Annotated in this window: 20 protein-coding genes; 10 read left to right on the forward strand and 10 right to left on the reverse strand. The window is 40.0% G+C overall.

The window, feature by feature from the left end; genetic code table 11:
- Window positions 1–406: 406 nt before the first annotated feature.
- Window positions 407–2,494: an EamA family transporter gene (locus VB733_RS03880; protein WP_323338800.1), complete on the reverse strand. Its 2,088-nt coding sequence runs from the start codon at window positions 2,492–2,494 to the stop codon at window positions 407–409.
- Window positions 2,495–2,617: 123 nt separating this feature from the next.
- Complete coding sequence (crtH, locus tag VB733_RS03885; RefSeq protein ID WP_323338801.1) at window positions 2,618–4,111, reverse strand: carotenoid isomerase; 1,494 nt, start codon at window positions 4,109–4,111, stop codon at window positions 2,618–2,620.
- Between the two features lie 379 nt (window positions 4,112–4,490).
- On the opposite strand from crtH, the gene upp reads away from it, so the two are divergent.
- From upp to VB733_RS03900, 3 genes are all read left to right on the forward strand, one after another.
- The gene (upp, locus tag VB733_RS03890) at window positions 4,491–5,144 is read left to right on the forward strand and encodes a uracil phosphoribosyltransferase (RefSeq protein ID WP_323338802.1); all 654 of its coding nucleotides are present in this window, start codon (window positions 4,491–4,493) and stop codon (window positions 5,142–5,144) included.
- Between the two features lie 80 nt (window positions 5,145–5,224).
- Window positions 5,225–5,560, forward strand: coding sequence for a hypothetical protein (locus VB733_RS03895; RefSeq protein WP_323338803.1), 336 nt, complete (start codon window positions 5,225–5,227; stop codon window positions 5,558–5,560).
- 203 nt (window positions 5,561–5,763) lie between these two features.
- The gene (locus tag VB733_RS03900) at window positions 5,764–6,042 is read left to right on the forward strand and encodes a YggT family protein (RefSeq protein WP_323338804.1); all 279 of its coding nucleotides are present in this window, start codon (window positions 5,764–5,766) and stop codon (window positions 6,040–6,042) included.
- A gap of 139 nt (window positions 6,043–6,181) precedes the next feature.
- On the opposite strand, the gene VB733_RS03905 is transcribed toward VB733_RS03900, so the two are convergent.
- Window positions 6,182–6,568 carry a hypothetical protein gene (locus VB733_RS03905; RefSeq protein ID WP_323338922.1) on the reverse strand — a complete coding sequence of 129 codons (387 nt, stop codon included), beginning with the start codon at window positions 6,566–6,568 and terminating at the stop codon, window positions 6,182–6,184.
- A 512-nt stretch (window positions 6,569–7,080) separates the two neighbouring features.
- Between VB733_RS03905 and VB733_RS03910 the strand changes: the two genes are divergently transcribed.
- Window positions 7,081–7,677, forward strand: a complete 597-nt coding sequence (locus tag VB733_RS03910) for a hypothetical protein (protein ID WP_323338805.1) — start codon at window positions 7,081–7,083, stop codon at window positions 7,675–7,677.
- Window positions 7,678–8,021: 344 nt separating this feature from the next.
- Here VB733_RS03910 and VB733_RS03915 read toward each other — a convergent pair whose 3' ends face one another.
- The 5 genes from VB733_RS03915 to VB733_RS03935 form a co-directional block, all read right to left on the reverse strand.
- Complete coding sequence (locus VB733_RS03915; protein ID WP_323338806.1) at window positions 8,022–8,462, reverse strand: Hsp20/alpha crystallin family protein; 441 nt, start codon at window positions 8,460–8,462, stop codon at window positions 8,022–8,024.
- A 459-nt stretch (window positions 8,463–8,921) separates the two neighbouring features.
- Window positions 8,922–9,851, reverse strand: coding sequence for a glycine betaine ABC transporter substrate-binding protein (locus VB733_RS03920; RefSeq protein WP_323338807.1), 930 nt, complete (start codon window positions 9,849–9,851; stop codon window positions 8,922–8,924).
- 118 nt (window positions 9,852–9,969) lie between these two features.
- Window positions 9,970–10,611: an ABC transporter permease gene (locus tag VB733_RS03925; RefSeq protein WP_323338808.1), complete on the reverse strand. Its 642-nt coding sequence runs from the start codon at window positions 10,609–10,611 to the stop codon at window positions 9,970–9,972.
- A gap of 293 nt (window positions 10,612–10,904) precedes the next feature.
- On the reverse strand, window positions 10,905–11,165 hold the full coding sequence (locus tag VB733_RS03930; RefSeq protein WP_323338809.1) for a Nif11-like leader peptide family natural product precursor: 261 nt from the start codon (window positions 11,163–11,165) through the stop codon (window positions 10,905–10,907).
- 182 nt (window positions 11,166–11,347) lie between these two features.
- Window positions 11,348–13,144 (reverse strand): protein kinase domain-containing protein, encoded by a 1,797-nt coding sequence (locus VB733_RS03935; RefSeq protein WP_323338810.1) that lies wholly within the window; start codon window positions 13,142–13,144, stop codon window positions 11,348–11,350.
- Between the two features lie 732 nt (window positions 13,145–13,876).
- Here VB733_RS03935 and VB733_RS03940 point away from each other — a divergent pair.
- The gene (locus VB733_RS03940; RefSeq protein WP_323338811.1) at window positions 13,877–15,169 is read left to right on the forward strand and encodes an HhoA/HhoB/HtrA family serine endopeptidase; all 1,293 of its coding nucleotides are present in this window, start codon (window positions 13,877–13,879) and stop codon (window positions 15,167–15,169) included.
- A 1,762-nt stretch (window positions 15,170–16,931) separates the two neighbouring features.
- Window positions 16,932–17,066 (forward strand): hypothetical protein, encoded by a 135-nt coding sequence (locus VB733_RS03945; RefSeq protein ID WP_323338812.1) that lies wholly within the window; start codon window positions 16,932–16,934, stop codon window positions 17,064–17,066.
- Window positions 17,067–17,472: 406 nt separating this feature from the next.
- Here VB733_RS03945 and VB733_RS03950 read toward each other — a convergent pair whose 3' ends face one another.
- Both VB733_RS03950 and VB733_RS03955 read right to left on the reverse strand, forming a co-directional pair.
- On the reverse strand, window positions 17,473–18,339 hold the full coding sequence (locus tag VB733_RS03950; protein ID WP_323338813.1) for a polyphosphate kinase 2 family protein: 867 nt from the start codon (window positions 18,337–18,339) through the stop codon (window positions 17,473–17,475).
- Window positions 18,340–18,354: 15 nt separating this feature from the next.
- On the reverse strand, window positions 18,355–18,879 hold the full coding sequence (locus VB733_RS03955; protein ID WP_323338814.1) for a phosphoribosyltransferase: 525 nt from the start codon (window positions 18,877–18,879) through the stop codon (window positions 18,355–18,357).
- Window positions 18,880–18,953: 74 nt separating this feature from the next.
- Here VB733_RS03955 and VB733_RS03960 point away from each other — a divergent pair, with 74 nt between their 5' ends.
- From VB733_RS03960 to VB733_RS03975, 4 genes are all read left to right on the forward strand, one after another.
- Window positions 18,954–20,399 (forward strand): MFS transporter, encoded by a 1,446-nt coding sequence (locus tag VB733_RS03960; RefSeq protein ID WP_323338815.1) that lies wholly within the window; start codon window positions 18,954–18,956, stop codon window positions 20,397–20,399.
- Between the two features lie 89 nt (window positions 20,400–20,488).
- Window positions 20,489–21,169, forward strand: a complete 681-nt coding sequence (locus tag VB733_RS03965; RefSeq protein ID WP_323338816.1) for a HEAT repeat domain-containing protein — start codon at window positions 20,489–20,491, stop codon at window positions 21,167–21,169.
- A 333-nt stretch (window positions 21,170–21,502) separates the two neighbouring features.
- Complete coding sequence (locus VB733_RS03970; RefSeq protein WP_323338817.1) at window positions 21,503–22,057, forward strand: phycobiliprotein lyase; 555 nt, start codon at window positions 21,503–21,505, stop codon at window positions 22,055–22,057.
- Between the two features lie 216 nt (window positions 22,058–22,273).
- Entirely contained in the window at window positions 22,274–23,650 is a 1,377-nt protein-coding gene (locus VB733_RS03975) for a DICT sensory domain-containing protein (RefSeq protein WP_323338818.1), read from the forward strand.
- The last annotated feature ends 28 nt before the right edge of the window (window positions 23,651–23,678 follow it).

Consider the following 23,678-nt stretch of genomic DNA (forward strand, 5'->3'; position numbering starts at 1 on the left):
TATATGAAAGTAAGTAGTATACACCCGACTGAAGGCAATGTGTTCACTTGAGATAATATATTATGCGTTAAACATGGTTATTATTGGTAGTCTTGAGCAAAAATTTATCAGTATTTTCTTGTAAATATACCAAGTCTTAATTTTGTAAATTGCCTTCACAGATAAGATTAGAGGATTTTATGCCTAATTTGTTATTTGGTAAAATCTGTATACATTAGGGCAAGTCTCTCTACTTGATTCTCATTCATGACTTTGTAACAGTTACATCACAATTTAGTCCCAGCATTCGGTCAATGCTCAAAATCCTCATGTGATTACTATGCCTTTCTTTTCACCGTTTTTAAGTTTCACCTTAGTATTTGTAGGCTGGGTAATTTCTTTTTCGCAAATCACCTAAGTGTTTCTCTTAATTATTTCTCTGGGTTTTCAAGCGATCGCGAATTTTTTCTAAGTTCAAGGCTACGGCTCCTAATGTCACAATCAATACTGCGATTACCTGAAGCATGGGCAGACTTTCTTGGATAATTAAACCAGCAAAAATTACTGTCATTGCTGGTAATGTAGCGCCAATAATTGCTGAACGATTGGCTCCAAATTTACGCACACCCAGGTGATTGAGAATATATCCAAATAATGTCAGTACACCTAAAATAAAGGCGCTTAAAATCAATTCTATTAGGTTTGTGTTATTTATTTGTACGCCTAGGTTACTAGGTAAAGGTAAAATCAAGCCGATGAAACAGAACACCAGCATCGTGGTGAAATTAAGTAAGGTAAATGTGACGGGATGGATTTTAGCGGCACAGATACGGGTAAGGATAATATAAATGGCGAAGGAGATGCCTGACATGATTGCCGTAGTTCCCCCAGCAGCTATATTCCCATTTCCCCCACTGCTAAAAATTAGTAACTCACCAAAACAGATACAAGCGATCGCACTTATTCTAAATAATGTCGGAGGTTCTTGGCGTTCGCTTTTGAATAGTAACCAAGCTAAGAAGCCACTGGCGATAGGATAAATAAAGAAAAGTGCGATCGCAACTCCAGTTGCTACCTGTCCAATGGCAAGGTAAATTAGCAACTGGGATAAAAATAAGAAAAATCCACTGGTGACGGCAAGTATCAGTAATGGTTTGGTAATATTTTGTGTCGGATTATTGGATGATTGTCGATTTTGTCGTCTGCTTCGACGACTTAGTGAGTCGCTCAACGCCTTGATATCAAGCCAAATACCAGAATGCATTATCGGCGCTAATACTAGCATTAACGGTACAACTACTAGCATTCTCAGCATTAAAATTAACAAACAATTTCCAATAGTTGGAGATATTAGTTGCTGTACGTCGAAAACCCCTAAAATTTGGGATTTCGGAAAAAACATGGCTCTTACGGAGACATTATAAAGTGCAGAAGCGACAAGCGATAGGACAACGATGACTAAGCCACTGGTGAACCAGGAAGAGTTTGCTGTTTGTCGGGGATTTAGCTGTCGGCGATTTTGTGCTTCTCTGGCGCGTGTTGGGTAGTTGGGAACGGGATTTGCAGTGAGATTTGGCTCTTGTGCTGGTTCATTTGTTTCTAACTCAGCGTCAATTTGAGCGCGAGTTAAGGGATTGGGAATGACAGTATCGGGGAAACGATAAGAAGTTGCAGTTTTTTCGACGAAAGGATTTTCCTCTGCTGCTGCCTCTGGGTTGGGGGGATGGGCAACGACAATTTCTGTAGATTCGACGGCTTCGACAGCATTTTCTGGAGGAAAAACACTACTTTCCATCTCAAATATTTCTTCCAGGTTAATTGGAGATTCAACCTCCGATTTAATTGGAGATGCAGATGGGGAAACTTCCTCAAGTTGTGCAGTCGGGTTTACAGAAGTAGATTGTTCTAACTCGCGACGCAGACGCAATACCAACTCAGCGAGAATGGCTTCCCCTTGTTCCTGCTCGCTATACATGCGAGCAAGCTGCTGAGAAACATGACTTTGATAGTTGCTTAATTCTGCTTGCAGTTGTTCAAAAGTGGCTAGAATTTTACCGTTAAAGGTAGCCAGTAAATGTTCGGTTGGGTTGAGATTGGCATCGGGTGTAATCAATGAACTTGTGAAGGCACTTTCATCGGCAGACAGAGCATTACTCGTATTACTATTGGTAGAAGTGCGAAAAACAACATCTGCAAACAACTTTTCCAGGGAAGACTGTAGCTGTAGCGAAACGTGATTTGCCAGAACTTGCACCAACTGCCTTAACAAAACTTGATGTTCAGTTGCTAACTGTTCCTGCTGCAAATAATTTTTTTGCGATCGCAATTTTTGCACATCTTCAGCCAAACGATGCTTCTCGGTTTGCAGTTGCGTGATATCCTCCTGCAACGACTTGAGAACATTCTGCTGGAGAGTCTGTAACTCTTCAATTATTTTCTTTTGAGCATTACTAATATCTGGCGAAATTTCGCCATTCTCTCGCTGACTCGACTGATTGTTCTCAAATCGCCCCATTAGTTTTTCACCTCTGGTTCTGTAAATACCGAGCAGTGTACTGCCTATAGTATTGTGTCAGATTAATCCAAAAGAATAAATCAGTTTTTACTCGGTTACGCAATTTTTTTTGCTAAAAAAATATCATAACCTCAAATCTACGGCGATACGATGGGCACAGGCAAATCCCGAAAAAGCCACAGCATTCAAACCCTGTCCCGGAAAAGTGCTATCTCCCACACAATAAAGTCCGGGGATGGCGGTGCGATTAAATGGCATTCCCAGTAAACCATATAATTTTCGCCGGGGAATTGGACCATATGTACCATCTTCTCGCCCTAAATATCGGCGATGGGTACGAGGAGTTCCGATTTCCAGATAGTCTAATCCTGCATCTAAACCTGGGAAAATTTTTTCTAAACGCTCAATTATGCCTGCGGCAATGCGTTCTTTTTGGCGTTGGTAATCACTTGGGGATAATCCTTGCCAATCAGCGAACCAATGGGGGGTAAAGGCATGAATAATATGATGTCCTTTTGGTGCTAAATCTGGGTCTAGTAATGTGGGAATTGAGACAAAAATTGTCCCCTCTGCATCCATCATTTTGCGCCAATCTGCCAACAAAATATGATGGCATTCTGTTCCCATAGGCAAAACTTCAGCTTTGACTCCCATATGTAAGCTTAAAAAGCTGGGAGATTTTTGATATTTTTGTTGCCATTTACTTTCATTAATTGGTATTTGTGGTGCTGAGAGTAACTTCCCAAATGTGTCCCAGCGTGTTGCATTTGACACCACTTTTCTGGCGTAGTAAATATCCCCATTTGCCAGCTTTACGCCGACAGCACAACCCTTTTCTAGCAAAATCTGCGTCACTCTAGATTGGTAAATAATTTTACCACAAAATCTTTGTAAGCCCTGGACAAGCCTTTGGGCAATTTGTCCGACACCACCTTTGGGGTAATTGACTCCGCCATAATGCCTGTCAGAAAACACCATTCCCGCATTAATCATTGGTGTCATGGCTGCTGGAACCACTGACCAACAATAACATTCAATATCGATGAATTTAAGTAAATTGGGGTCTTTGATATATTTTCGGGCAATATCTCCGACATTTAGCGGTAAATATCTGGCTAAACCCAAGCAAGACAAAGGATGCTGTAAAAATGTTCGCAGTAAGTAGCGAGGTTCTTCCAAGGACAGCAAATCCATACTATTAAGGTAGTTAAATACTCGCCAGCATTCATCATAAAAGCTGCGAATACCTTGTTTTTCGTGGGGGAAATGTGCAGTCAGATTTTCTAAAAATTGCTGATAATCCCGTTCTACCTTGAGTTCCAATCCATTGGGTAAATGGTAATGAATTTGTACATTGTCAGGAATTGTTTCTAAATTTTCACCAACAGCAGCCAAAGCACGAGTGAGTAAATTAGTTGTTCCTCGTTCTCCAAAACCAAAAATCATTGACGCACCCACATCAAAACGGTAGCCTTCCCGTTCAAAATAGCCAGCACTACCACCGGGAATTAAATAGCGTTCAAGAACGAGAACTTTTGCACCTTTTGTCGCCAGTTGGGTGGCAGTGACTAAACCACCGATACCGGAACCGATGATAATTGCGTCAAATTGAGGCATAAATTTGCAATTCGGAATTCGTAATTTCCTTATTTTCTAACGGAACTTCCAGAATTAAGTAAGTCACTTCTTTTCTCAATACCCCGGCAATCATTTAGCTATTTTTCATTGACAAGTCCCTCAATAAAAAGCGGGACAAGCCTACTTTTGCTGAGGCTAATCCCGTCTGCCGATCCTTAAAGAGAGGAGAACACTGAAAAATAATATAACTTGATTGAGAATTAATGTCAACTACTAATGAAAATTATTGGCAATAATTTGGAGATAACTGCGAAGGTATTGTTTTTAGCTGTCAGGGGTACGCAGGAAAGAGTATGATGTTGTTTTTAGTTCTTAGTTTTTAGTCCGAATAAAATGAGGAGTTGCTAGATTTGCTGCTATGACGCTACAACAACTACGTGTTTATGTACCCCCCCATCCTCTAATTAAGCATTGGTTAGCTGTTGCTCGCGATGCTTCCACTCCTTCCGTTTTGTTTCGTAGCGCGATCGCGGAGTTAGGGAAATGGTTAACCTATGAGGCAGCCAGAGAATGGTTGCCAACAGTTGATACGACGATACAAACGCCTTTGGCGGAGTCAGCAGCAACCTTAATTAATCCAGAGGTTCCGGTTGCTGTGGTGCCGATTTTGCGGGCTGGCTTAGGACTGCTGGAAGGGGCGCAAGGCTTGCTACCATTAGCATCGATTTACCACCTGGGATTGGTACGGGATGAAGCCACATTGGAGCCGTTATGCTACTTGAACAAGCTCCCAGAAAAATTTGATCCCCAGACAAGGGTGTTGATTACCGATCCGATGTTAGCAACGGGTGGTTCGATTATGGCGGCTATGGCTGAATTGACACATCGGGGAATAGACCCAACGCTGACACGAATAGTAAGTGTGGTAGCTGCTCCGCCAGCTTTGCAAAAGTTAAGTGCAGCTTATCCTGGTTTGATTATTTACACTGCTTGTATTGATGAAGGTTTAAACGAGCAAGGATTTATCGTGCCGGGATTGGGAGATGCGGGCGATCGCATCTTCGGGACATAAGCTACCATGCAGCTAGAGCATCATAGCGGCGATAAATTTAGTTTGGCTGAAGTCGCAGTGTTTTGTAAGGTGGTATAGATATGAGTCAACGTGATGGTTTTGCTGGAGGCTTTTTAGCTGGAGCAATTGTCGGTAGTGTAGTTGGTGGCGTTTTGGGTGCAATCATCGCCACTCGCCGCGAGGAAATCGACGAAGAAGAAATGCAGCAACTTGCCAGCCGTCCCCCAGAAACAAAAAAATCCCCCAATTCACGCCGTACCATGAAATTGAGCGATACGGAGAGCATGGAAACTGCCAGGCGATCGCTCGAAGATAAGATTGCCCAGCTCAATGCTACCATTGACGAAGTCAGGCAGCAGTTGGGTAGTGTGAATGGGACTCCATCTCCTAGTTCCTCCGAGCGGACTTCATTGTAGGGAGTGGGGAATCAAGAGGGACAAGGCGAAAGGCAAGAGGAATAACTAAATAACCAATAACCAATCCCAATTGCCAAACTAGCCGAAACAATAGTATGAATTGTTCGTAAGTGTGGAAAACTTAACCACACACTACGATATCAACTCGTTTACAATCGATTACAAGAGATTTGTCGATATTTTCGCAGGAAGTTGAACCATCTATGAGTTCCTCACCAGTTGCTTTTCAAGCCGATACCCTTTTTTTTCTCACTAATACTCTGTCAGTATTTCTCAGTATTTACATTGCTTTATTGGTAATCAGGATTCTTTTAACTTGGTTCCCAAATGTAAATTGGTACAATCAACCATTCTCGGCTCTGAGCCAAATTACAGACCCTTATCTAAACATATTCCGCTCGATTATTCCCCCATTGGGTGGAATGGATTTTTCACCCATGTTAGCGATTTTGGTTTTGCAACTTTTGGCTCAGATTATTTAGGCTTAGATTTGAGAAATTCCCAGCCATAATCTTGCTAGTTGTAGAGAGGCAATGAGCAAAGTTATATGTATCCATCCTACAAAGACTAACTTTTGTCATCTATCAAAGGGGGGATAAAAACAATCCCTCCTTCCCAACTTTACTTTCGCACTTGTGCCGAAAACCCAGCCGCTTTAAACTGTTTGAGTTGCAATGGTTCTGGTTGATTTGCAGCTACAGAAATTCTGAGTTGAAAATTGCTGACACCTGGGGGAACTTCGGGAATTGAACCTAGACGGGTTCGGTTTTGTAATACAGGATCATTATTGGCATCATATATACGTCCAAATATATCCGCATCATAGACGTATTTATTGGTTCCGTTTTCAGCTTTACCAATTACGAGAAAGCAGTTTGCTACCATTGGAGAACCACCGCTTGTTACCGCACCCTGTGCGAGTTCGGAGGGGCACTTCTCGTAGGAAATATCAAATAGCCGTATTTGTGTCAGCGCTATTGCTGAAGGACTAAATAGCCACGATAGCATAGCAAATAGGCAAGTAAACAGGAAAACTACAAGCGATGTCGAGAGACTAGTCGCTTTGCGTCTACGCGATCGCAACTGCATAAAACACCATCATACATCCAAGCAATAGATAAATTTTACCGCCATCAAGACCGGGAAAATTACTCCTTTGGATTTGGATATATGTGTTGCACTTTTGTAATATTAACGTAAGTACATTTGCGGGAACAAGGCGCTTCTTCGGCTTAACTCTGCGTAAACCGACACAGATGGGGAGCATTTGGCGACGATGACTCTTCGGAACCTTTATAGAAGGATAGATACAAATTTGCAGAGAAATCTGACTTCGTCAAAAATGCCGAGAGAGGCTAAAAAGTCCTACTTTATATTCAAAAATTGGATTTTTTAGGCTTTTTGAACCCAAAAGAGGTAGAGTTAGTTCCCATCAGAATAACGTTAATATTTAGTAAAATTTCAGTAAAATTTCACCATCAATTTCCATCGTCAAATTTTACCCAGTAACTAATTAACTTATGGCACCAGATGAGATTGAATCAGCCCTGCAAGCAGCATTTAATCGTTGTGATGTAGCAAGTTGTCCACTCACCGACCAACAAAAGCAAATTTTACTGCAAATGGTCGAGCAAAATCGAGGAATCTCTCATCTTGATGGTTATGACGATGGTTACGAGCAAAATCCACTTCACGAACTTTCTTCAGAAGAATTGCAGGTGTTTTTGGGATATGTAAAAACCAAAGAAGCCCAGAATATACCTTGGAAAATACAATTACTTAACGATTGGTTACATGGTGAAGATTCTGGTGAGGTGCATTTTATTCGCCAGCGTTACGGGGTACAGTGGCTAGACAGACTCCAACACTATCATTTTGATGTCATTCGGTTAAAAGTGGGCGATCGCATCGAAGTTTGCAATGCATTATGGGAATGGGTGCAAGATAATAGCCCTTGTCAGCGCGAATGGTTTCCCTGCGATGTCATTCAAGTTTATGAAACTAATGATGGTGAAGATAGTTTTGCTAACTGTATTGTTCGCTTCCAAAACGGTACAGAATACGAAATTAATGGCATTTATGAATGGAATCAATGTAATTGGCGTTGGTTGAGGTAAATTAGATTCATTCACAGGGAAATAAGCAATTATGAGGGTAAAATAAGCAGGGATGGGTTGAGTAAGCTGTCCCGCAGTTTCCCGCAGGTTAAGCGAAGGAAGAAATTTTGAAATCAGGCGCAAAAGTAGGATGCTGTTAGCGTAGCTTAACGCGCCATTCCCAATTAAATCGGAAATGCAGGTGATCAAATTCTCTGAATATTCAGGGAGTTTTTCAAAAAAAGGGTAAGTGGCAGTAGTCTCTAAAACAATACTGACTTTGCCAAATTTACCCTTATTTATCTACAAATAACTATTTAAAACTACTTACGCGAGTTCAGGCTATTTTTTTGGTTAGATAACCATTAACCCAAGTTAACTTTTACTACTTTGTTTTTTTCTGCTTCTGCCTTGGGCAAAGTAAGTTTGAGAATACCATCTTTGTATTCAGCTTCCACTTTATCATTTTGAATGCGAGTAGATAGAGGAATTACACGCTCAAACCTACCATAGCGGAATTCGGTGCGAGTCATACCTTTTTCTTCAGTCTTGCTTTCCGACTTACGTTCTCCGGTAATACTAACTGCCTCTGCGGAAACTTGTACATCTAAGTCTTTGGCATCCATACCTGGAACTTCCAATTTTAGATGAATTGCATCTGGTGTTTCTTCGATTTCTGCTGACGGCACAAAGGTAATACCATCTCGTGTTTCCGTGGTAATAGGCAGAATTTCATCAAATAGGCGGTTCATTTGCCGTTGTAGGGTATCAATTTCCCGGAAGGGTTGCCAACGAACAAGTGCCATATGTTTAACCTCCTAAAGTTCACTGTTTGAATCACGTTTAATCACAATGGGCAGGGACAGCCGGTGACGAGGCTAAGAATTCAGGAGCAACGTCGCCGAGATTGCTTTTCCTGACACAATAATTGTATGCTGGAGCGCCAATTGATCAAGGTCGGTTTTTTGGATATGCTAGGTTCCTATCTCCACACTTTTATCTCCGCGCTTTATTGTTAATTGGGCAAGGTTTGTAAAGTCTCAAGCGTCGATTTCCAGGTACCTTTGATTCATCGAATTGATTCCCCTTTGGAGCAGGACATAAATCAAGTCAATCACCGTTTTATAGCCTTGCGAGTCAATCTGTATGTCAGCCACTCAAGTTGGCAACAGAACTAATTCCCAAATAGTGAGAGACTTCTCCTAACTGGAATATGGTTCCAACTTCCGTGGCGATGATCGCATATCCTAATCTTACAATTGAAGTTAGCCTTTTAAGTTTTTGGTTTGGCGAAACTCACTCACTACTTCTTTAACATCCCGTAATTCGCCTTCAACTAAATAATTTAATTGTCGAATTTCATCTGCTGTAATTTTTCCGGCTAGTTGGGATATGGCTGGAGATAATTGCGGATATTTTTGTAATGTTTCTCGGCTAAAAATTGGCACAGCTTCGTATGGAGGAAAATATTTTTTATCATCTTCGAGTACAACTAAACCCAATCTTGATATTTGCCCATCAGTCGAATTTCCGGCAACCATATCGACTAGTCTTTGAGTGAGGGCACGATAAATTAAATCTAGGCTCATTGTACTTGGTCTTTCACGAAATTTTAAGTTGTAGGTTTTAGCTAAACCCGGAAAACCATCCTCACGTTCAGTAAATTCATAACCAAAACCACCGCGCCATTGGGGAGTATATTTGGCAGCCTCAGAAAGGGTTTTGATATTATATTTTTTCGCATCTTCACCACGTATAATCATCGCAAAGGTATTCTCAAAGCCCAACGGTTCCATAACTTCAAGATTAAATTTTTGGGCATAACCTTGTTTCAGAAGTTGATAAACTTGTTTTGGATCATTGATTACAGGTTGTTTGAGAATACTAGTAAATGCAGTGCCAGTATATTCAATATATCCATCGATCGCACCTTTAATGAGAGCCTCGTGGCAAATAAAAGAACCACCTAAACGTGGTTTACGTTCTACTTTTAAATTTGTGGTCGTCTCGATTTGTTGAGCGATTAATTCTCCTAATATATCTTGTTCGGTAAAGTCTTTTGAAGCGATAATTATATCTCTATTATTGTTACTAGTTTGATTCTGATTACAGCTAGCAGTTGTTAAAATAAGAGTAGAAGTAATCAAAAAAATAATAAACAATTTTTTTAAAGAATGAAATAATAACTGAATCATAAAAATTATTTTTACTTTAGTGTCGTCAGCAGAACCAGTTTTCTATTAATATAAAATCGAAATACCAGCGCTGATTCTATAATTACACCAGTATATTTTTACTTTTCTATTATCACATCTAAAATAATTTCCCCGGCACTGTCAAACGTTTTTCTAACCAACCGATCGCCAAATCAGCACATAAAGCGATCGCAGCTGCGGGAACTGCACCCGCCAACAGTAAATTATTATTAACTACCGCAATTCCCCGAAAAATAAATACTCCTAAACCCCCCGCACCAATAGCCGCAGCAATTGTGGCAATCCCAATTGCAATCACCGTGGCTACCCGTACACCTGCCAAAATTACACTCATTGCCAAGGGTATTTCTACTTGCAAAAGCAGTTGGCGATCGCTCATGCCCATTCCTTTACCAGCCTCAACTATCGCCGCATCAACTCCTGTAATACCTGTATAGGTATTGCGAATAATCGGTAATAGAGAATACAGAGTCAATGCCACTATTGCCGGAGTCGCACCAATTCCCCCAATGTAAGGCACAGGAATCAACAAGCCAAATAAAGCTAAACTGGGAATCGTTTGTAAAATATTGGCAATTCCTAAAATCGGCTGCCGGAGACTATCTTTGCGAGTAATCAAAATACCTAAGGGAATTCCCACAACTGTCGCCACACCAATTGAAACCACTACCAAAAATAAATGTTCTCCAGTACGTTGGAAAATCTCCGGTGCATACTTAACTAGGAAAAAATCATTCATGCGATCGAATCTGTGTTCATCTAGGGTTAATACCCTAACCTTATATTAAGTTCGTCTTCAGAAATATAAATCAAAACAACAAATTCGAGATGCGACTCGGTAACATCCCTAAATAATTCCCAATATTATGTTGTATCGATGAAACAACCGATGATATCAAGTTCGGCTAATCAGTCACCATTAATTTTCTCCGTCTCTTCCCTATACCTCTATTTCCGTGACTGTTTTATCGTCATGATTGAGGCAAACCTAATATAAAAGTCTATCTTTTCCCACAGCTTGACAACTAAATATCAATAACTATGGGCATGTTCATAACTAGACGAACCTGTAGGACGTTGAACAACTCCCGCACCACTTTCAAATAATGCAATATCTAGGTCACTTTCTGTAAACTCAAAACCCAGCGAAGCTGCAAAATTGACAATCTTTTTTGTATCCCAATTCCAAATCCCGAAAAAACCACGAATACAGCAACTATTATAGTATTGCTCGTAAATTCCTGTGTCTGACGCTACGACATGATAGAAAGCATCAACTTGTTCTAAAGACATAATTCCCCTCTGATGAATTTATGATCTTGTGTCTTCTCAAAGTCACATTTTTGTCCAGAATTACTTCCGACAATTCATTATTCATCAGTCAAGGGGTATCCTACGGATAAAAATTGAGAAGTAAATAATAATTTTTGTGCCAATAGATCAAATTGCTCCGTATTTCTCCTGGAAATCCTGACTCAAGTATTGCAACGCTGTATTTGATCGCCAAATACCCAACCTTGGGTTCCATCAGCTAGTCTCACTTGCACAAAATCGCCGCGAATTTTGATAAATAGGACTTTTTCTCCCGGACTCAGTTGTTTGAGTGCCCCAATTTCTGTTTGTGGTTCGGGACGTAGTTTTGCCATGAAATTACCACCTGTTGGGGAAATTACCCGACAGAGTTTTGGTTGTTGGGCAATAAAGTTTTGTTCGGAATAGCTAGTTTTACCCACAGTACCCGTTTGCAAACAAATGACACCACCCACCATGCTAATAATTGCAGCCATTCCCATTCCCATAACAAAAGGCTTGTGTTGGGGTATAGGTAAAATAACTGATGGTTTTGATTTGGCTCTGACTCGTTGGCGTTGGGAGTAAATTACCTGTTGTGGAGGTAGTGTCTTAGTAATGGGTTCGGAAGCTGATGCAACTGGTAAATTTTGGTTGTCGCTGCTGTAAACACGCTCAACCGGGACTTGCTTAATCTTAATGTTGCTGACTATAAATCTTTGTCTACCTAGACGCAAATGACTACCCGATATCAGGGGCATTTCTCCCGCCAATAGCATCTGTCCATCAATAATAGGAGGGTTTTTTTGGCGGAGATTGCGAATATAGAATCGATTCTGGGAACCATTAAAAAATATTTCGGCATGTAAAGCTGATACTGTTGCTTCGGGAATGACAATATCGCATACTTGGGGGTCGCGTCCAATTCTAATACGACCAAAATTTTTACTTTGTTGATTTTCTTCGATTGTACAAGTCCTAATTTCGCCGTCTTCGTGCCATTCCAATGTCAACTCATGCAGCGTATGGTAGTTTTGCGGCTCGTTGGTTGATGTTTTAATTGCTGCTGTAATTGGTGTGGCTGTGATGGGGGTGACAGTAGGCGCTTCAACTAAATTCCGCAATTCCTGTAGCGCTTGCAGTGCTTCTGTGGCTGTCTGGTAGCGGTCTTTAAAATGGTAGCGAGTCATTTTGGTCAAAACCGTAGTTAATCCTGGAGTCACAGGAGTTAGATGTTGCCACAAAATTTCCCCTGTATTGGGGTCATCCTGAAGTTCACGGGGGTTGACTCCAGTAATTGCTTGGATACCCATCATACCCAAAGCGTAAATATCGCTACTTGAGCGAGGTAAACGTCGGGTTTGTTCGGAGGGCATGTAACCAGGAGTACCAATAGCAATTGTCACTCGTTGTTGTCCCTGTCCAATTGCTGTTTGACTTCGTAACTGTTTAATTGCACCAAAATCAATCAGCACTAATTGACCATCAGATTCGCGCCTAATAATATTGTCAGGTTTAATATCACGATGTATTACCCCGTGGTGGTGAATTACTTCTAAAATACTCAGTATTTCAGTCAGCATTAAAATCACTTGTCCTTCAGTCCATTTCTGACCGGAAATCAGTTCGTGACTGAGGGTATGTCCCTGAATAAATTCTTGAACCAGGTAAAATTCGTTATTTTCCTCAAAATAAGCTAGTAACCGGGGTATTTTGGCTATTTGCTTGCTATAGTTTGGTGGCTCATGTCGCAAATTTTTGAGAGTATCACCCAATTGTTGGAGAATTTCTGCTTCGCGCTGAAATAATCTCCTAGATGTTTCTAGGATTTGTGGGTCGGTACTAGTGGGTTTAATATGTTTGAGAACGCACTGTGGATGACCGGGAAGATGAATATCTTCAACTATGTAGGTTTGCCCAAACCCTCCCTCACCTAAAACTTTAAGGACTTTATAATGTCCTGCTAGTAACTGACCTATCATGTTCCAACAGTGATAATATTTATGACTTTACTGATGCATTTATTCGTAATTTGAATCCACTTTTGTACCACGTAATCTCTAATTTTAGGGATACAAATAATACATTTTTGCGGATTTTTATCAGGATATGTTGATTTTTTTACTACACCCTAAATAGACTCTTGGCTGTTTACAACTGGCAAATACAAACTGAAAAATAAAACACCTGGTAATCAATGAATAGCAAAACTGATTGACTACTGTTGCCAGTTTGGCAGATTTTAGATTTTTTAAAGAGAGCATAATTCTTAAGTCTCATCAAAGTACCTTAATTAAAAGGTAGATGATGAATTATATTTTTAAATCTCTTTTTGTATAAAAAGATAGTATTTATTTATTCGGGAATTTATCTATAATTTTGTGAGTTTAAATACAAAAATATTTTTGTTTTTCCGATATCAAAAGATTTGAGGGGAATTATTCATAATAATTATCGTTAAATAGATACAACTGTTGACCCATAATATTCAGCGAAGTTGTGCAGGCTGGGTAACATGATGATGGTATGGTTTGACGGCTTTTGGTTTCAAATACTGAAACAAGCCCGCAATTATACGAAATATAGCTTAGATTAAAAGAAGTATTTGTGGCACAGTTCGTAAACTCTTAAATATCAGTGCAACAAAAACTCCACAACTCTTATCTACAGTAGAAGCAAGTCTAAATAATAGAAGTATATTTCTTAGAGAGCAAATGTTAAAAGAACCACACGATGAACAAAGGTTGACACCTAAGAGCGATCGCAATAATTCTGACATATCAAAATCTGATTCAGATTCTCAAAATACCAAAATCAAAGCCAATCCTTGGGGAAGGGCTGCGGTAAATTTATCTTTGGTCATACTCGGTTCGGGAATGACATTGGCAGGAGGTTATATTGCTTCCAGTCAACAAAAAGTAGCTTTGGATGTCTCGAATTTAGCTGTGACTCCAGTTAAGGCTGAACCCCTAAGCCCACCAGCAAGCAGTAATTATGTGACATCTGTTGTCAATAAAGTTGGTGCAGCAGTTGTACGTATTGAAGCTTCGCGTACAGTCAGAGCTTCACTCCCAGATGAGTTGAATGACCCGTTTTTGCGGCGCTTTTTTGGTTCGGGAGGTGGAGTACCTCAACAAAGACGCTTAGAACGCGGCACGGGTTCAGGTTTTTTGATTAGCGCCGATGGTCGAATTTTAACTAATGCCCATGTTGTTGATGGTGCTGACAAAGTACAAGTTATCCTCAAGGATGGACGCAAATTCCAAGGTAAAGTTTTGGGCAAGGATGAGCTAACTGATGTTGCGGTAGTTCAAATTCAGGCAAATAATTTACCAACTGTCGCCATCGGCAATTCCGACCAATTACAACCCGGAGAATGGGCGATCGCTATTGGTAATCCCCTGGGTTTAGATAATACTGTCACAACCGGTATCATCAGTGCCACCGGACGCAGCAGTAACTTAATTGGTGCTGGGGATAAACGAGTTAGTTATATTCAAACCGATGCAGCTATTAACCCCGGTAACTCTGGTGGTCCTTTGCTGAATGCTCGTGGCGAAGTCATTGGCATGAATACAGCAATTATTCAGGGCGCACAGGGCTTGGGCTTTGCAATTCCTATTAATACTGCACAGCGCATTTCTAGCCAATTGATTGCAAATGGTAAAGTTCAACATCCTTACTTGGGTATCCAAATGCAGGAGTTGACGGCGGAGTTGAAGGAAAATATTAATTCTGACCCCAATAGTGGCTTGAATGTTGATAGAGAGAAGGGGGTTCTTGTCCGCAGAGTTGTACCCAACTCGCCTGCTGCCCAAGCCGGAATCCGCGCTGGTGACATTATCGAAAAACTCAACGGTCAAAGCATTACTAATGCTGATAGCGTCCAAAAGGTAGTTGAAAGTAGCACAATTGGCACAGATTTACGTATGGAGTTGCGTCGTAATGGTCAAAATGTAGCGATCGCAGTTCGACCAGGTGTTTTCCCGAGCCAAGCACAACAGTAGCACCGCTCGTTTTACTCTATTCATAACCCCAAAACCATTGTAGAGACGCGATCGCGTCTCTACAAAATTTGTGTAACTGAGATTGAAGTAGAAGCAAGTTATTCTCCTGTTCTATAACCTAGCTGTATAACCTGAAAACAAAGCCAAGTCTAGGTTTGCTCATACTTTTGAATTTTTTACCCATTGATAATACGTAATCAACAATACACCCTGAAGCCAGGGAATAAGGGTGACAGACGACTGTTTACAAAATGCAAACATAGTCAAATTGAATCTACGGCAAGGAATGTGGGAAGTTAACGGGACGACTGAAAGCAAGATGGATGGATAGGGAAAGATGTATTTAACTAAATCGATTTAGAGATTTAGTTGAGATACAGTGAGAAGCTTAGTGCTAATAACGTCGCTAGCACAGGAACGGCAGTACCATACTCTATTCTTCTTGTCTTCATTATCTCTAGTATAGACATGGGAATAATCAGGGGCCACAAAATAGTCGTGATACAGCACATGACAAACGACAAAAAACCATCTTCAGTTGAAGAACTTGGGTGACGCAAGGAAAACCTGATCCAATTAGAGAAAAAGTAGCTAGTCATTAGTGCGTAACTAATAACTGTAAATAGTTGGATTTTACTCACCGCAGACACTCCTTAAGTAGCCAATTTCTAGTAAAAACCATGTTGAATTATTGTCACACACTGAAACTCTCTGGGCATTATGTTAGTTGAGTTTGTAGTTTTATGCTAGAACAACACTTCCGACAATTAATACCCACAACAATCATAATTGTTGGTTAAGTAAATGTTAGTGGAATTCTTGATGACGATAAATCAGTACATACACTTATTTTTTATTTTGAGTCACCAACTCACTAATCTACATGGTCTATTCTAATTAATCAGGACATTTCTTTACATAAGCTTTACAACCCTTAATATCTATTTTCACTTAGTTTTTAAATTCACATATTCAAGACACAAATTTGCTTCATACAAGGTTTTCAAGCTATTTTATGGTTCAGATTTTCAGAATCTAATACTGAAAAAAACACGTATAATTTATTTTAATGTTTTGAGAGGATATAGTTACATACCACATCTTTAAAATTATGCTGTCATGATCAATCATCAAATTTATGCTAGAAATATCAGTGTAAATTAGTAATTAGGAACTTGATAAGATAGCTGCTAATTCCTACAAATAAACAATATTTGAGTTATTTTTTTAAATTTTAAATTAGAAACAAGTGTTAAATATTACCTTGTAGTGGATAATACAGATATCTGTATATGTTATATAAATATATACATATATAAGGACTCAACTTACCTGAATCTAGAATCTGGAATGTGCAAATCAACTAATAGAAACAATATTCAAAATTTCCAGAAAATAAATGCTGTAAACAAGCAATTAGCTTGATATTAATTGTATATTTTGAAGAAATCGAACAAGTGAAAATTAAAGTGACTACTGCCTGAGAAAAATTATTTTCTGAGAATAAAACAGGTAAAAAATTTATTCCTGTTTCATCTGTGAATATGCACTGGGTATTTTTTGCTTGCGATTTTGCTTTTTTTACTTTCAAAGGTTAATAACAGTCACTGTGTTTCGATTCTCCTGGCGTTCTTTTCGTGAGGGTGACAGTAATAATGGTACTCACTTTTTGAGTATGTAGAAATGTTGCGAAATTCGGAAGATTTTAAGTTTTGTTTGCGGATTCTCAAAAAATCGCGCTTACGCTAATGCATATGAGGCTGTGGTTTGGCTATTTCTAGGGAAACTGCAATTGCGATCGCCTTATATAGCTTCATCAATCAAGATAGTTCGCATCACCAATGATTATGAATTACTGTCCTTGCTGTTCCAACCGACTTTTACGTCACGTGCGTAAGACTGAAGTGTATTGGTTTTGCGGGAATTGTCGCCAGATTATGCCAGTGCTAATACGAAAGCAACATACGCCATCGTGGGAATCTGTACAAGTTGTGACTGAGTCAAAGCAATCGATATAGATGACAGGTACTTGAAATTTTCAGAAGCGTATTTTGCTACGTGTATTGTCATTATATGTCCATACATCTAAGATTTTTACCTAGGAATAGCTCTGAGTTCAGGACTCAGTCAGTCAGAAGATCAACTTTGAACAAGGTAAATACCACTCATTCATTCATAAAAAAAATAAAACAATGTATTTCGCGCTGACGGAGCCAGGAGAAATACAGTATCCTTGTTGACTATTCCTGAATTTATGAGATTATTTTGACTTCTGAATCCTGAATGCTGGCTGTTGAAATTTTCTACTCTTCATTTTCTAATGCAGCTTTTGCTTGCAGCAAATGCTGTCGATGCTTGTCGCTGACTGTGGGATATTTAAGATTGAGTTGTTTGAGTTGATTACAAATGATATCAGAAACCGTAAGACGTGCAAACCACTTGTTATTACTGGGGATGATATACCAAGGTGCCCACTCGGTACTGGTGTGGTTAAACATATCTTCGTAAGCTTTCATATAATCATCCCAAAAAGCACGTTCTTGGACATCATTAATTGAAAACTTCCAATTTTTTTCAGGTAATTCAATTCGCCTCAAAAAACGTTTTTTCTGTTCAGATTTGGAAATATTCAGAAAAAATTTAACAACCACAATACCATTATTTGTCAAGTATTTTTCAAAATTATTAATCTCCTCAAATCGTTGTTTCCAAATTTTATTTTTGGGAGGTAAGTGAGGCAATTGTTGGTTTTGCAGAATTTCTGGATGTACTCGTGTAATCAAGACTTCTTCGTAATAGGAACGGTTGAAAATGCCAATTCTGCCCCGTTCTGGCAAAGATTTTGTAATTCGCCACAGGTAATCATGATCTAATTCTTCGGAACTGGGAGACTTGAAGCTAAAAACTTGACATCCTTGGGGATTAACACCTGACATTACTTGTTTAATCGTGCTATCTTTCCCCGCAGCATCCATTGCTTGAAAGATAATTAGCAATGCATAAGTATTTTGAGCATAGAGAATATCTTGATATTTTCCCATTTGCTCAATATCTGCTTGCAATATCCCTGAAGCATCACTTTTATTTAGATATTTTCCCGTATATTCGGGGTCATAATCTTGCAGAGAAATTTTTGCACCCGGTTTGACCAAAAAATAATCGTGGTTCATCGTCAATAACACTCCTTAAGTAGCGCTCACAGCAGTATATTTAGAAACTAAATCTGCTGGAGTTAACATTTCATATGGTTCAAAAGGTTGATGAATCCAAGGATTATCAGCTAAATAGTCAATATAATAATCTGGGGTAATTACTGAGCAGGCTTTATACCAGATTACCGCAGTTTGAATATCTTCTATGGGAGTTTGACTATATTGTTGGAGCCAAGGAATTGTTTCTTTGAGAGTGACACCAGAATCCACCAAGTCGTCCACCAGGAGAATCCGCGAGCCTAAAGTTGCAGTCGTCATTGTTAAATGCTGAGAAAAGATGAGATTCCCTCTTTCTTGTTTGCCAGCACCACTGTAAGATGATGTAGCTAAAATCGCTAGTGGTTTGTCGTAAATACGGGATAGGATGTCTCCAACTCGCAGTCCTCCCCGTGCCAGACAGATAATTTGGTTAAATTCCCAACCTGATTGGTAAATTTTAGCAGCGAGTTGCTCGATTTTTTGGTGATAATCTGACCAAGAAACATAAATGTCTGGCATAAACAACCTGGTTGATAGCGAATAATGCTTAGTAAATGGCAATTCTAATTATTTTATTATGAGTGCAAAGCTATATGAACGATTCCTCTGTAGATTCTTCGGAAAAAAATCCTGGCAGCGAAAAATTGAATTTAAGTACCAAACTAGCCTATGGTGCAGGTGATTTAGGTCCTGCAATTACTGCCAATATTTCGATTTTCTTTTTATTAGTTTTTTTTACTAATGTTGCTGGTATTCCTCCAGGTTTCGCTGGAAGTATTTTAATGATTGGGAAGATTTGGGATGCTGTAAACGACCCATTTATCGGCTATTTAACTGATAAAACCCAATCTCGACGTTGGGGAAGACGTTTACCTTGGCTAATTTACGGTGCGGTTCCATTTGGTGTATTTTTCTTTTTGCAGTGGATAGTTCCAAAATTTACTAACGACCCAAATACTAATGTTTGGGGTTTGTTTTGGTATTATGTTGCAATCGCAATTATTTCTCAAGTATTTTATACGGTGGTGAATTTACCTTATACGGCAATGACACCCGAACTCACTCAAGATTATGACGAACGTACTAGTTTAAATAGCTTTAGGTTTGCCTTTTCCATTGGTGGAAGTATTTTTTCGCTGATACTTGCAAGAATCATTTTTACAACAATTAGCGATCGCCAGCAACAATATGTAATTTTAGCGGCGGTTTGTAGCATCATATCGGTTTTAGCCCTGTATTGGTGCGTTTTCGGAACCCAAAAGCGAGTTTTAGCATTTGAAGCTAAACGTTCCCAAGCCGAAGTATCAGCCGAAATACCCATCATGGAACAGCTAAAAATAGTCTTTTCTAACCGACCATTTTTATTTGTAATTGGTATATATCTTTGTTCTTGGCTAGGAGTACAAATAACCGCTAGCACTATTCCCTATTTTGTAGTTAACTGTATGCTCCTCAAAGACTCGGATGTTCCCACAGTCATGATTGGGGTTCAAGGCACAGCTTTATTAATGCTATTCGTCTGGAGTGCCCTGAGTAAAAGTGTTGGCAAGAAAATTGTTTACTTCATGGGTATGTTTATGTGGATAATTGCTGCGAGCGGATTATATTTCCTCAAACCAGGTCAAATTGTTTTAATGTATGTTCTCGCTGTGATGGCAGGTTTTGGGGTTTCTGTCGCATATCTGGTTCCTTGGTCAATGATGCCTGATGTGATTGAACTCGATCAACTCCAAACTGGACAGCGACGGGAAGGGATTTTTTACGGTTTTATGGTTCTACTGCAAAAATTTGGCTTGGCATTTGGATTATTCGTCGTTGGGTTAGCACTCCAATCTTCTGGTTTTAAAGAAGCTACTGCGGGCAGTGGTGTGCTGCCAATTCAACCGGAATCAGCTTTACAAGCTATTCGCATCGCAGTTGGTCCGATTCCCGTGATTTCCCTAATCTTCGGTTTGGTATTAACCTATTTTTACCCAATTACCCGCGAAATGCACGCCGAAATCCTGTTGAAATTACAAGAACGTCAATCAGGAAAGTAGTTATGAATATCTGTGGGCTGCAAGATTTTGAGAAAATGCAACAATAGTTAATATAGTTAAATCACACAGCAAGAGCGCTCTAAATTCAAATGGCTAATCCCAGCATCCAAGAAATATCAATTCAACTAGATAGTCCGAGTTTACGCGATCGCATGGTTGCCCTGGCGAATCTGCGCGATGTTCCGGCTGAGGACGCATTACCATTAATTAAAAAGGTACTCGATGACGAATCACTGCAAATTAGGGCAATGGCGGTATTTGCACTTGGTATCAAGCAAACTGCTGAATCATATCCAATTTTGGTAAATATCCTCGAAAATGACCCAGACTACAGTATTCGTGCTGATGCGGCTGGTGCTTTGGGATACCTTGAAGACAAGCGAGCATTTGAACTATTGGTGCGAATGCTTTACGAAGATACCAACTGGTTAGTACGTTTTAGCGCTGCGGTAGCTCTTGGTAATTTAAAAGATGTTCGTGCCCGTGAGGCATTAATTAATGCTTTAGATTCATCGGAAGTAGTTTTACAACAGGCTGCGATTGCGGCATTAGGTGAAATCAAAGATATTACAGCAGTGGATAATATCCTCCGTTTTGCCCAATCTGAGGATTGGTTAGTTAGGCAACGCTTGGCGGAAGCATTAGGCAATCTTCCTACCCCAAAAAGCGTTTCAGCGCTGAAATACTTAGAAAAAGATAATCATCCACATGTTGCGGAATCTGCAACAATTTCTCTCAAGCGGTTGGCAGACACCGGATATCAAGTTTAATAGTTAATAAGGTGATGGTTAAGAGGTAATGGTTAATGGTTGTCTTTAGCTGATGAGCGATAACTACTAACCACTCACCACTAACCGTTTGCAAGCAACAAATCAAGGCGTTGCCGAATAATGAGATGATTGAGGCTGGCGCGGAAACGCGATGATTATTTGTAGTCAAAAATTCCCAAATCATCTCCTAATTCAACAGGTAGGCTTCATTAAATATCAAACCGAAGAGGGCGTAGCGCGCTTCCTGTGGGAAAACACAACATGCTCTTGATTGGTTTTGATTGTCACCACTTACCTATGCAATCCCCAAATAAGTAAATAAGCAATCAGACAATGAATATTGAAGAATTTTTTGAATTAAGCACGGGAAAATGGTTCGCTCACCGTACATCTCATTTAGTCACAGCCCAGCAGATGCAAGAAGCAAAATCAGAAATTATTTTTGAAAAGCTATCTGTTACAAATGCTGAATTCGCACAAGTTTGCGAAAACTGCCAAATCAATCCCAATTCGCAAATACTGGCTCTGAAAGTCAACTGGAACGATACAACCAGATTAAACCAAAAAAACACAGGTTCCGTAATTTTGCTCCTACTACCGGATGCCACTAATCCCAATCAAGGCAAACTATATCGCCAGGTTAGCAAGAGCGAAAAGCCACTCACAGGCTACTATAAACTAGCTGCCGACGAGTCTTTAACATTAACAATTGAGTCAAAAGAGACGACATCAGAAGAAAAACTGTGGTTTGCCAGCGAAAACCTGCGGATGCGGGTAAGTTCGTTAAAGCAATCCGGCAGTTTAGATATGAGTTCTTTTACTACAGAAATTCGTATGGGTGGTGCAGCAACAAAAACTTCTCAAGCTGCAAACTCCACAAGCAATTAGATGTTTTCTCACTAATGGGCTGCTACCTCCAGATATTATCGGCGCAGTAGCCCCACCCCAATCTACTGGACTTTGATAACTAAGCTGATAATCAAACTCAAAATTAAACCAAACTTAAACCGAAATTGCGATCGCGCAAACAAACGTCACAACATTCCCTTCTCATAATTGATACACTAATTTATAAAGTGAAAAATTCCCAAGTTTCCATTCCCCATGCTTGAAGGCTCAATATTACAAAAGCTCGAAACGTGCCACCGTCATAGTCAAAGACCAATTCGCTTTGGGGTCTACTTTAAAAATACCCTAGTGTCTCTGTGTCACGCACTCGAAGACCACATTCTTAACCATGACGACTCTCCCCTCGTAATCACAGCCTTTCAACAGGGAAAATGGTACTTACAAGAAGCCAATCGCTATGCAGATATTGCTAAAATTGCCCAACAGGTGGTGATTATGGCAGCACCGAATAGTGGTTGGGCTGAACACCCCACTAGTCAATTGGCGAATGTGGATTTGGTGGGATTAAATCCAGAGGATGCAGTCTCAGAAGAATGGCACTTAATTATTCTATCTCCCAGATACACAGCAATGGTACTTTGTCAAGAGCTTAGTCCTGCTGATTATGGGGTGACAGGGAAACCAAAAGAAGATTTAGAGCGGAAATTCTACGGTTTATGGACATTTGAACCAGAATTAGTCAAGGAAACAGCCGCATTAGCAATTGCCCACATTCAAAACTACAATCCCGAACTAGCAAAAAAACTTACCCAATACCAAAACCAAATTCAACCACGTCTAGGGACACCCGAAGATTTAAGTACAGTCGTTACCCGCGTCGTTGATTACCTGCAAACTGAACAGAAAAATACTACTCACCAAATATTAGACCGTAATTTGGTTGCCAACGAAATCCAAGCCTTTTTACGGATGGCGCAAATCATGGATGCAACAGATATTACCAATCCTATGGCAGCATCCGAAGTCATGTCACTCGTAGAAACAATTGGGCAATTATTAGACTTACCCGCATGGCAAATTAAGCGATCGCGTCTAGCTGCATTATTGCATCGTATTGACCCATTACAACGTGCCGAAAGTTTACTGACTCCCGGCAGTACCCGCTACCAAGAAGATGCGACAGATATTCCTCCATCTTGCCCATTAGTGCCTGGGGCACAGGTATTACGAACAATGCCGAGACTACGTGCCATCGCCCAAATTATTACTCACCAAAGCGAATGGTGGGATGGAAGCGGAGAACCCGCAAAATTGGCAGGTGATGAAATTCCTCTGGAGTCGAGAATTTTGGCATTAGCAGCAGACTTTCAATGTCGAGTGAATGGGAAAACATCGCCGGGTTTGAGCCAAGAAGAAATATTGACTCAAGCTTTGGAGGAATGCAGGCAACAACAAAATACACGTTTTGACCCTAAACTAGTGGAAGCCCTGAGTTTACTGGTGATGGGCTTACAACAGGGTTTGGAATTACCTCTGATGACACCCAAAGCTAGTGTTGGCATGTGGTTACTCGATTCTCGTTTAGAGAATGAAGGGAAAACAAGTCCAGAAATTAGTAGTTCTCTCAAGTAAATCAAACAAACTCTCTGCAACTTTGCGA

Source organism: Calothrix sp. UHCC 0171 (assembly GCF_034931845.1).
Taxonomy (GTDB): Bacteria; Cyanobacteriota; Cyanobacteriia; order Cyanobacteriales; family Nostocaceae; genus Brunnivagina.

Coding starts and splice junctions, on each gene's coding strand:
- VB733_RS03955 (WP_323338814.1), bottom strand. CDS start 18,879: ATGCCAGACATTTATGTTTCTTGGTCAGATTATCACCAAAAAATCGAG.
- VB733_RS03910 (WP_323338805.1), top strand. CDS start 7,081: ATGGCACCAGATGAGATTGAATCAGCCCTGCAAGCAGCATTTAATCGT.
- VB733_RS03920 (WP_323338807.1), bottom strand. CDS start 9,851: ATGATTCAGTTATTATTTCATTCTTTAAAAAAATTGTTTATTATTTTT.
- VB733_RS03950 (WP_323338813.1), bottom strand. CDS start 18,339: ATGAACCACGATTATTTTTTGGTCAAACCGGGTGCAAAAATTTCTCTG.
- VB733_RS03905 (WP_323338922.1), bottom strand. CDS start 6,568: ATGCTATCGTGGCTATTTAGTCCTTCAGCAATAGCGCTGACACAAATA.
- VB733_RS03970 (WP_323338817.1), top strand. CDS start 21,503: ATGAATATTGAAGAATTTTTTGAATTAAGCACGGGAAAATGGTTCGCT.
- VB733_RS03925 (WP_323338808.1), bottom strand. CDS start 10,611: ATGAATGATTTTTTCCTAGTTAAGTATGCACCGGAGATTTTCCAACGT.
- VB733_RS03975 (WP_323338818.1), top strand. CDS start 22,274: ATGCTTGAAGGCTCAATATTACAAAAGCTCGAAACGTGCCACCGTCAT.
- VB733_RS03965 (WP_323338816.1), top strand. CDS start 20,489: ATGGCTAATCCCAGCATCCAAGAAATATCAATTCAACTAGATAGTCCG.
- VB733_RS03915 (WP_323338806.1), bottom strand. CDS start 8,462: ATGGCACTTGTTCGTTGGCAACCCTTCCGGGAAATTGATACCCTACAA.
- VB733_RS03930 (WP_323338809.1), bottom strand. CDS start 11,165: ATGTCTTTAGAACAAGTTGATGCTTTCTATCATGTCGTAGCGTCAGAC.
- VB733_RS03895 (WP_323338803.1), top strand. CDS start 5,225: ATGAGTCAACGTGATGGTTTTGCTGGAGGCTTTTTAGCTGGAGCAATT.
- VB733_RS03880 (WP_323338800.1), bottom strand. CDS start 2,494: ATGGGGCGATTTGAGAACAATCAGTCGAGTCAGCGAGAGAATGGCGAA.
- VB733_RS03935 (WP_323338810.1), bottom strand. CDS start 13,144: ATGATAGGTCAGTTACTAGCAGGACATTATAAAGTCCTTAAAGTTTTA.
- crtH (WP_323338801.1), bottom strand. CDS start 4,111: ATGCCTCAATTTGACGCAATTATCATCGGTTCCGGTATCGGTGGTTTA.
- upp (WP_323338802.1), top strand. CDS start 4,491: ATGACGCTACAACAACTACGTGTTTATGTACCCCCCCATCCTCTAATT.
- VB733_RS03960 (WP_323338815.1), top strand. CDS start 18,954: ATGAACGATTCCTCTGTAGATTCTTCGGAAAAAAATCCTGGCAGCGAA.
- VB733_RS03940 (WP_323338811.1), top strand. CDS start 13,877: ATGTTAAAAGAACCACACGATGAACAAAGGTTGACACCTAAGAGCGAT.
- VB733_RS03900 (WP_323338804.1), top strand. CDS start 5,764: ATGAGTTCCTCACCAGTTGCTTTTCAAGCCGATACCCTTTTTTTTCTC.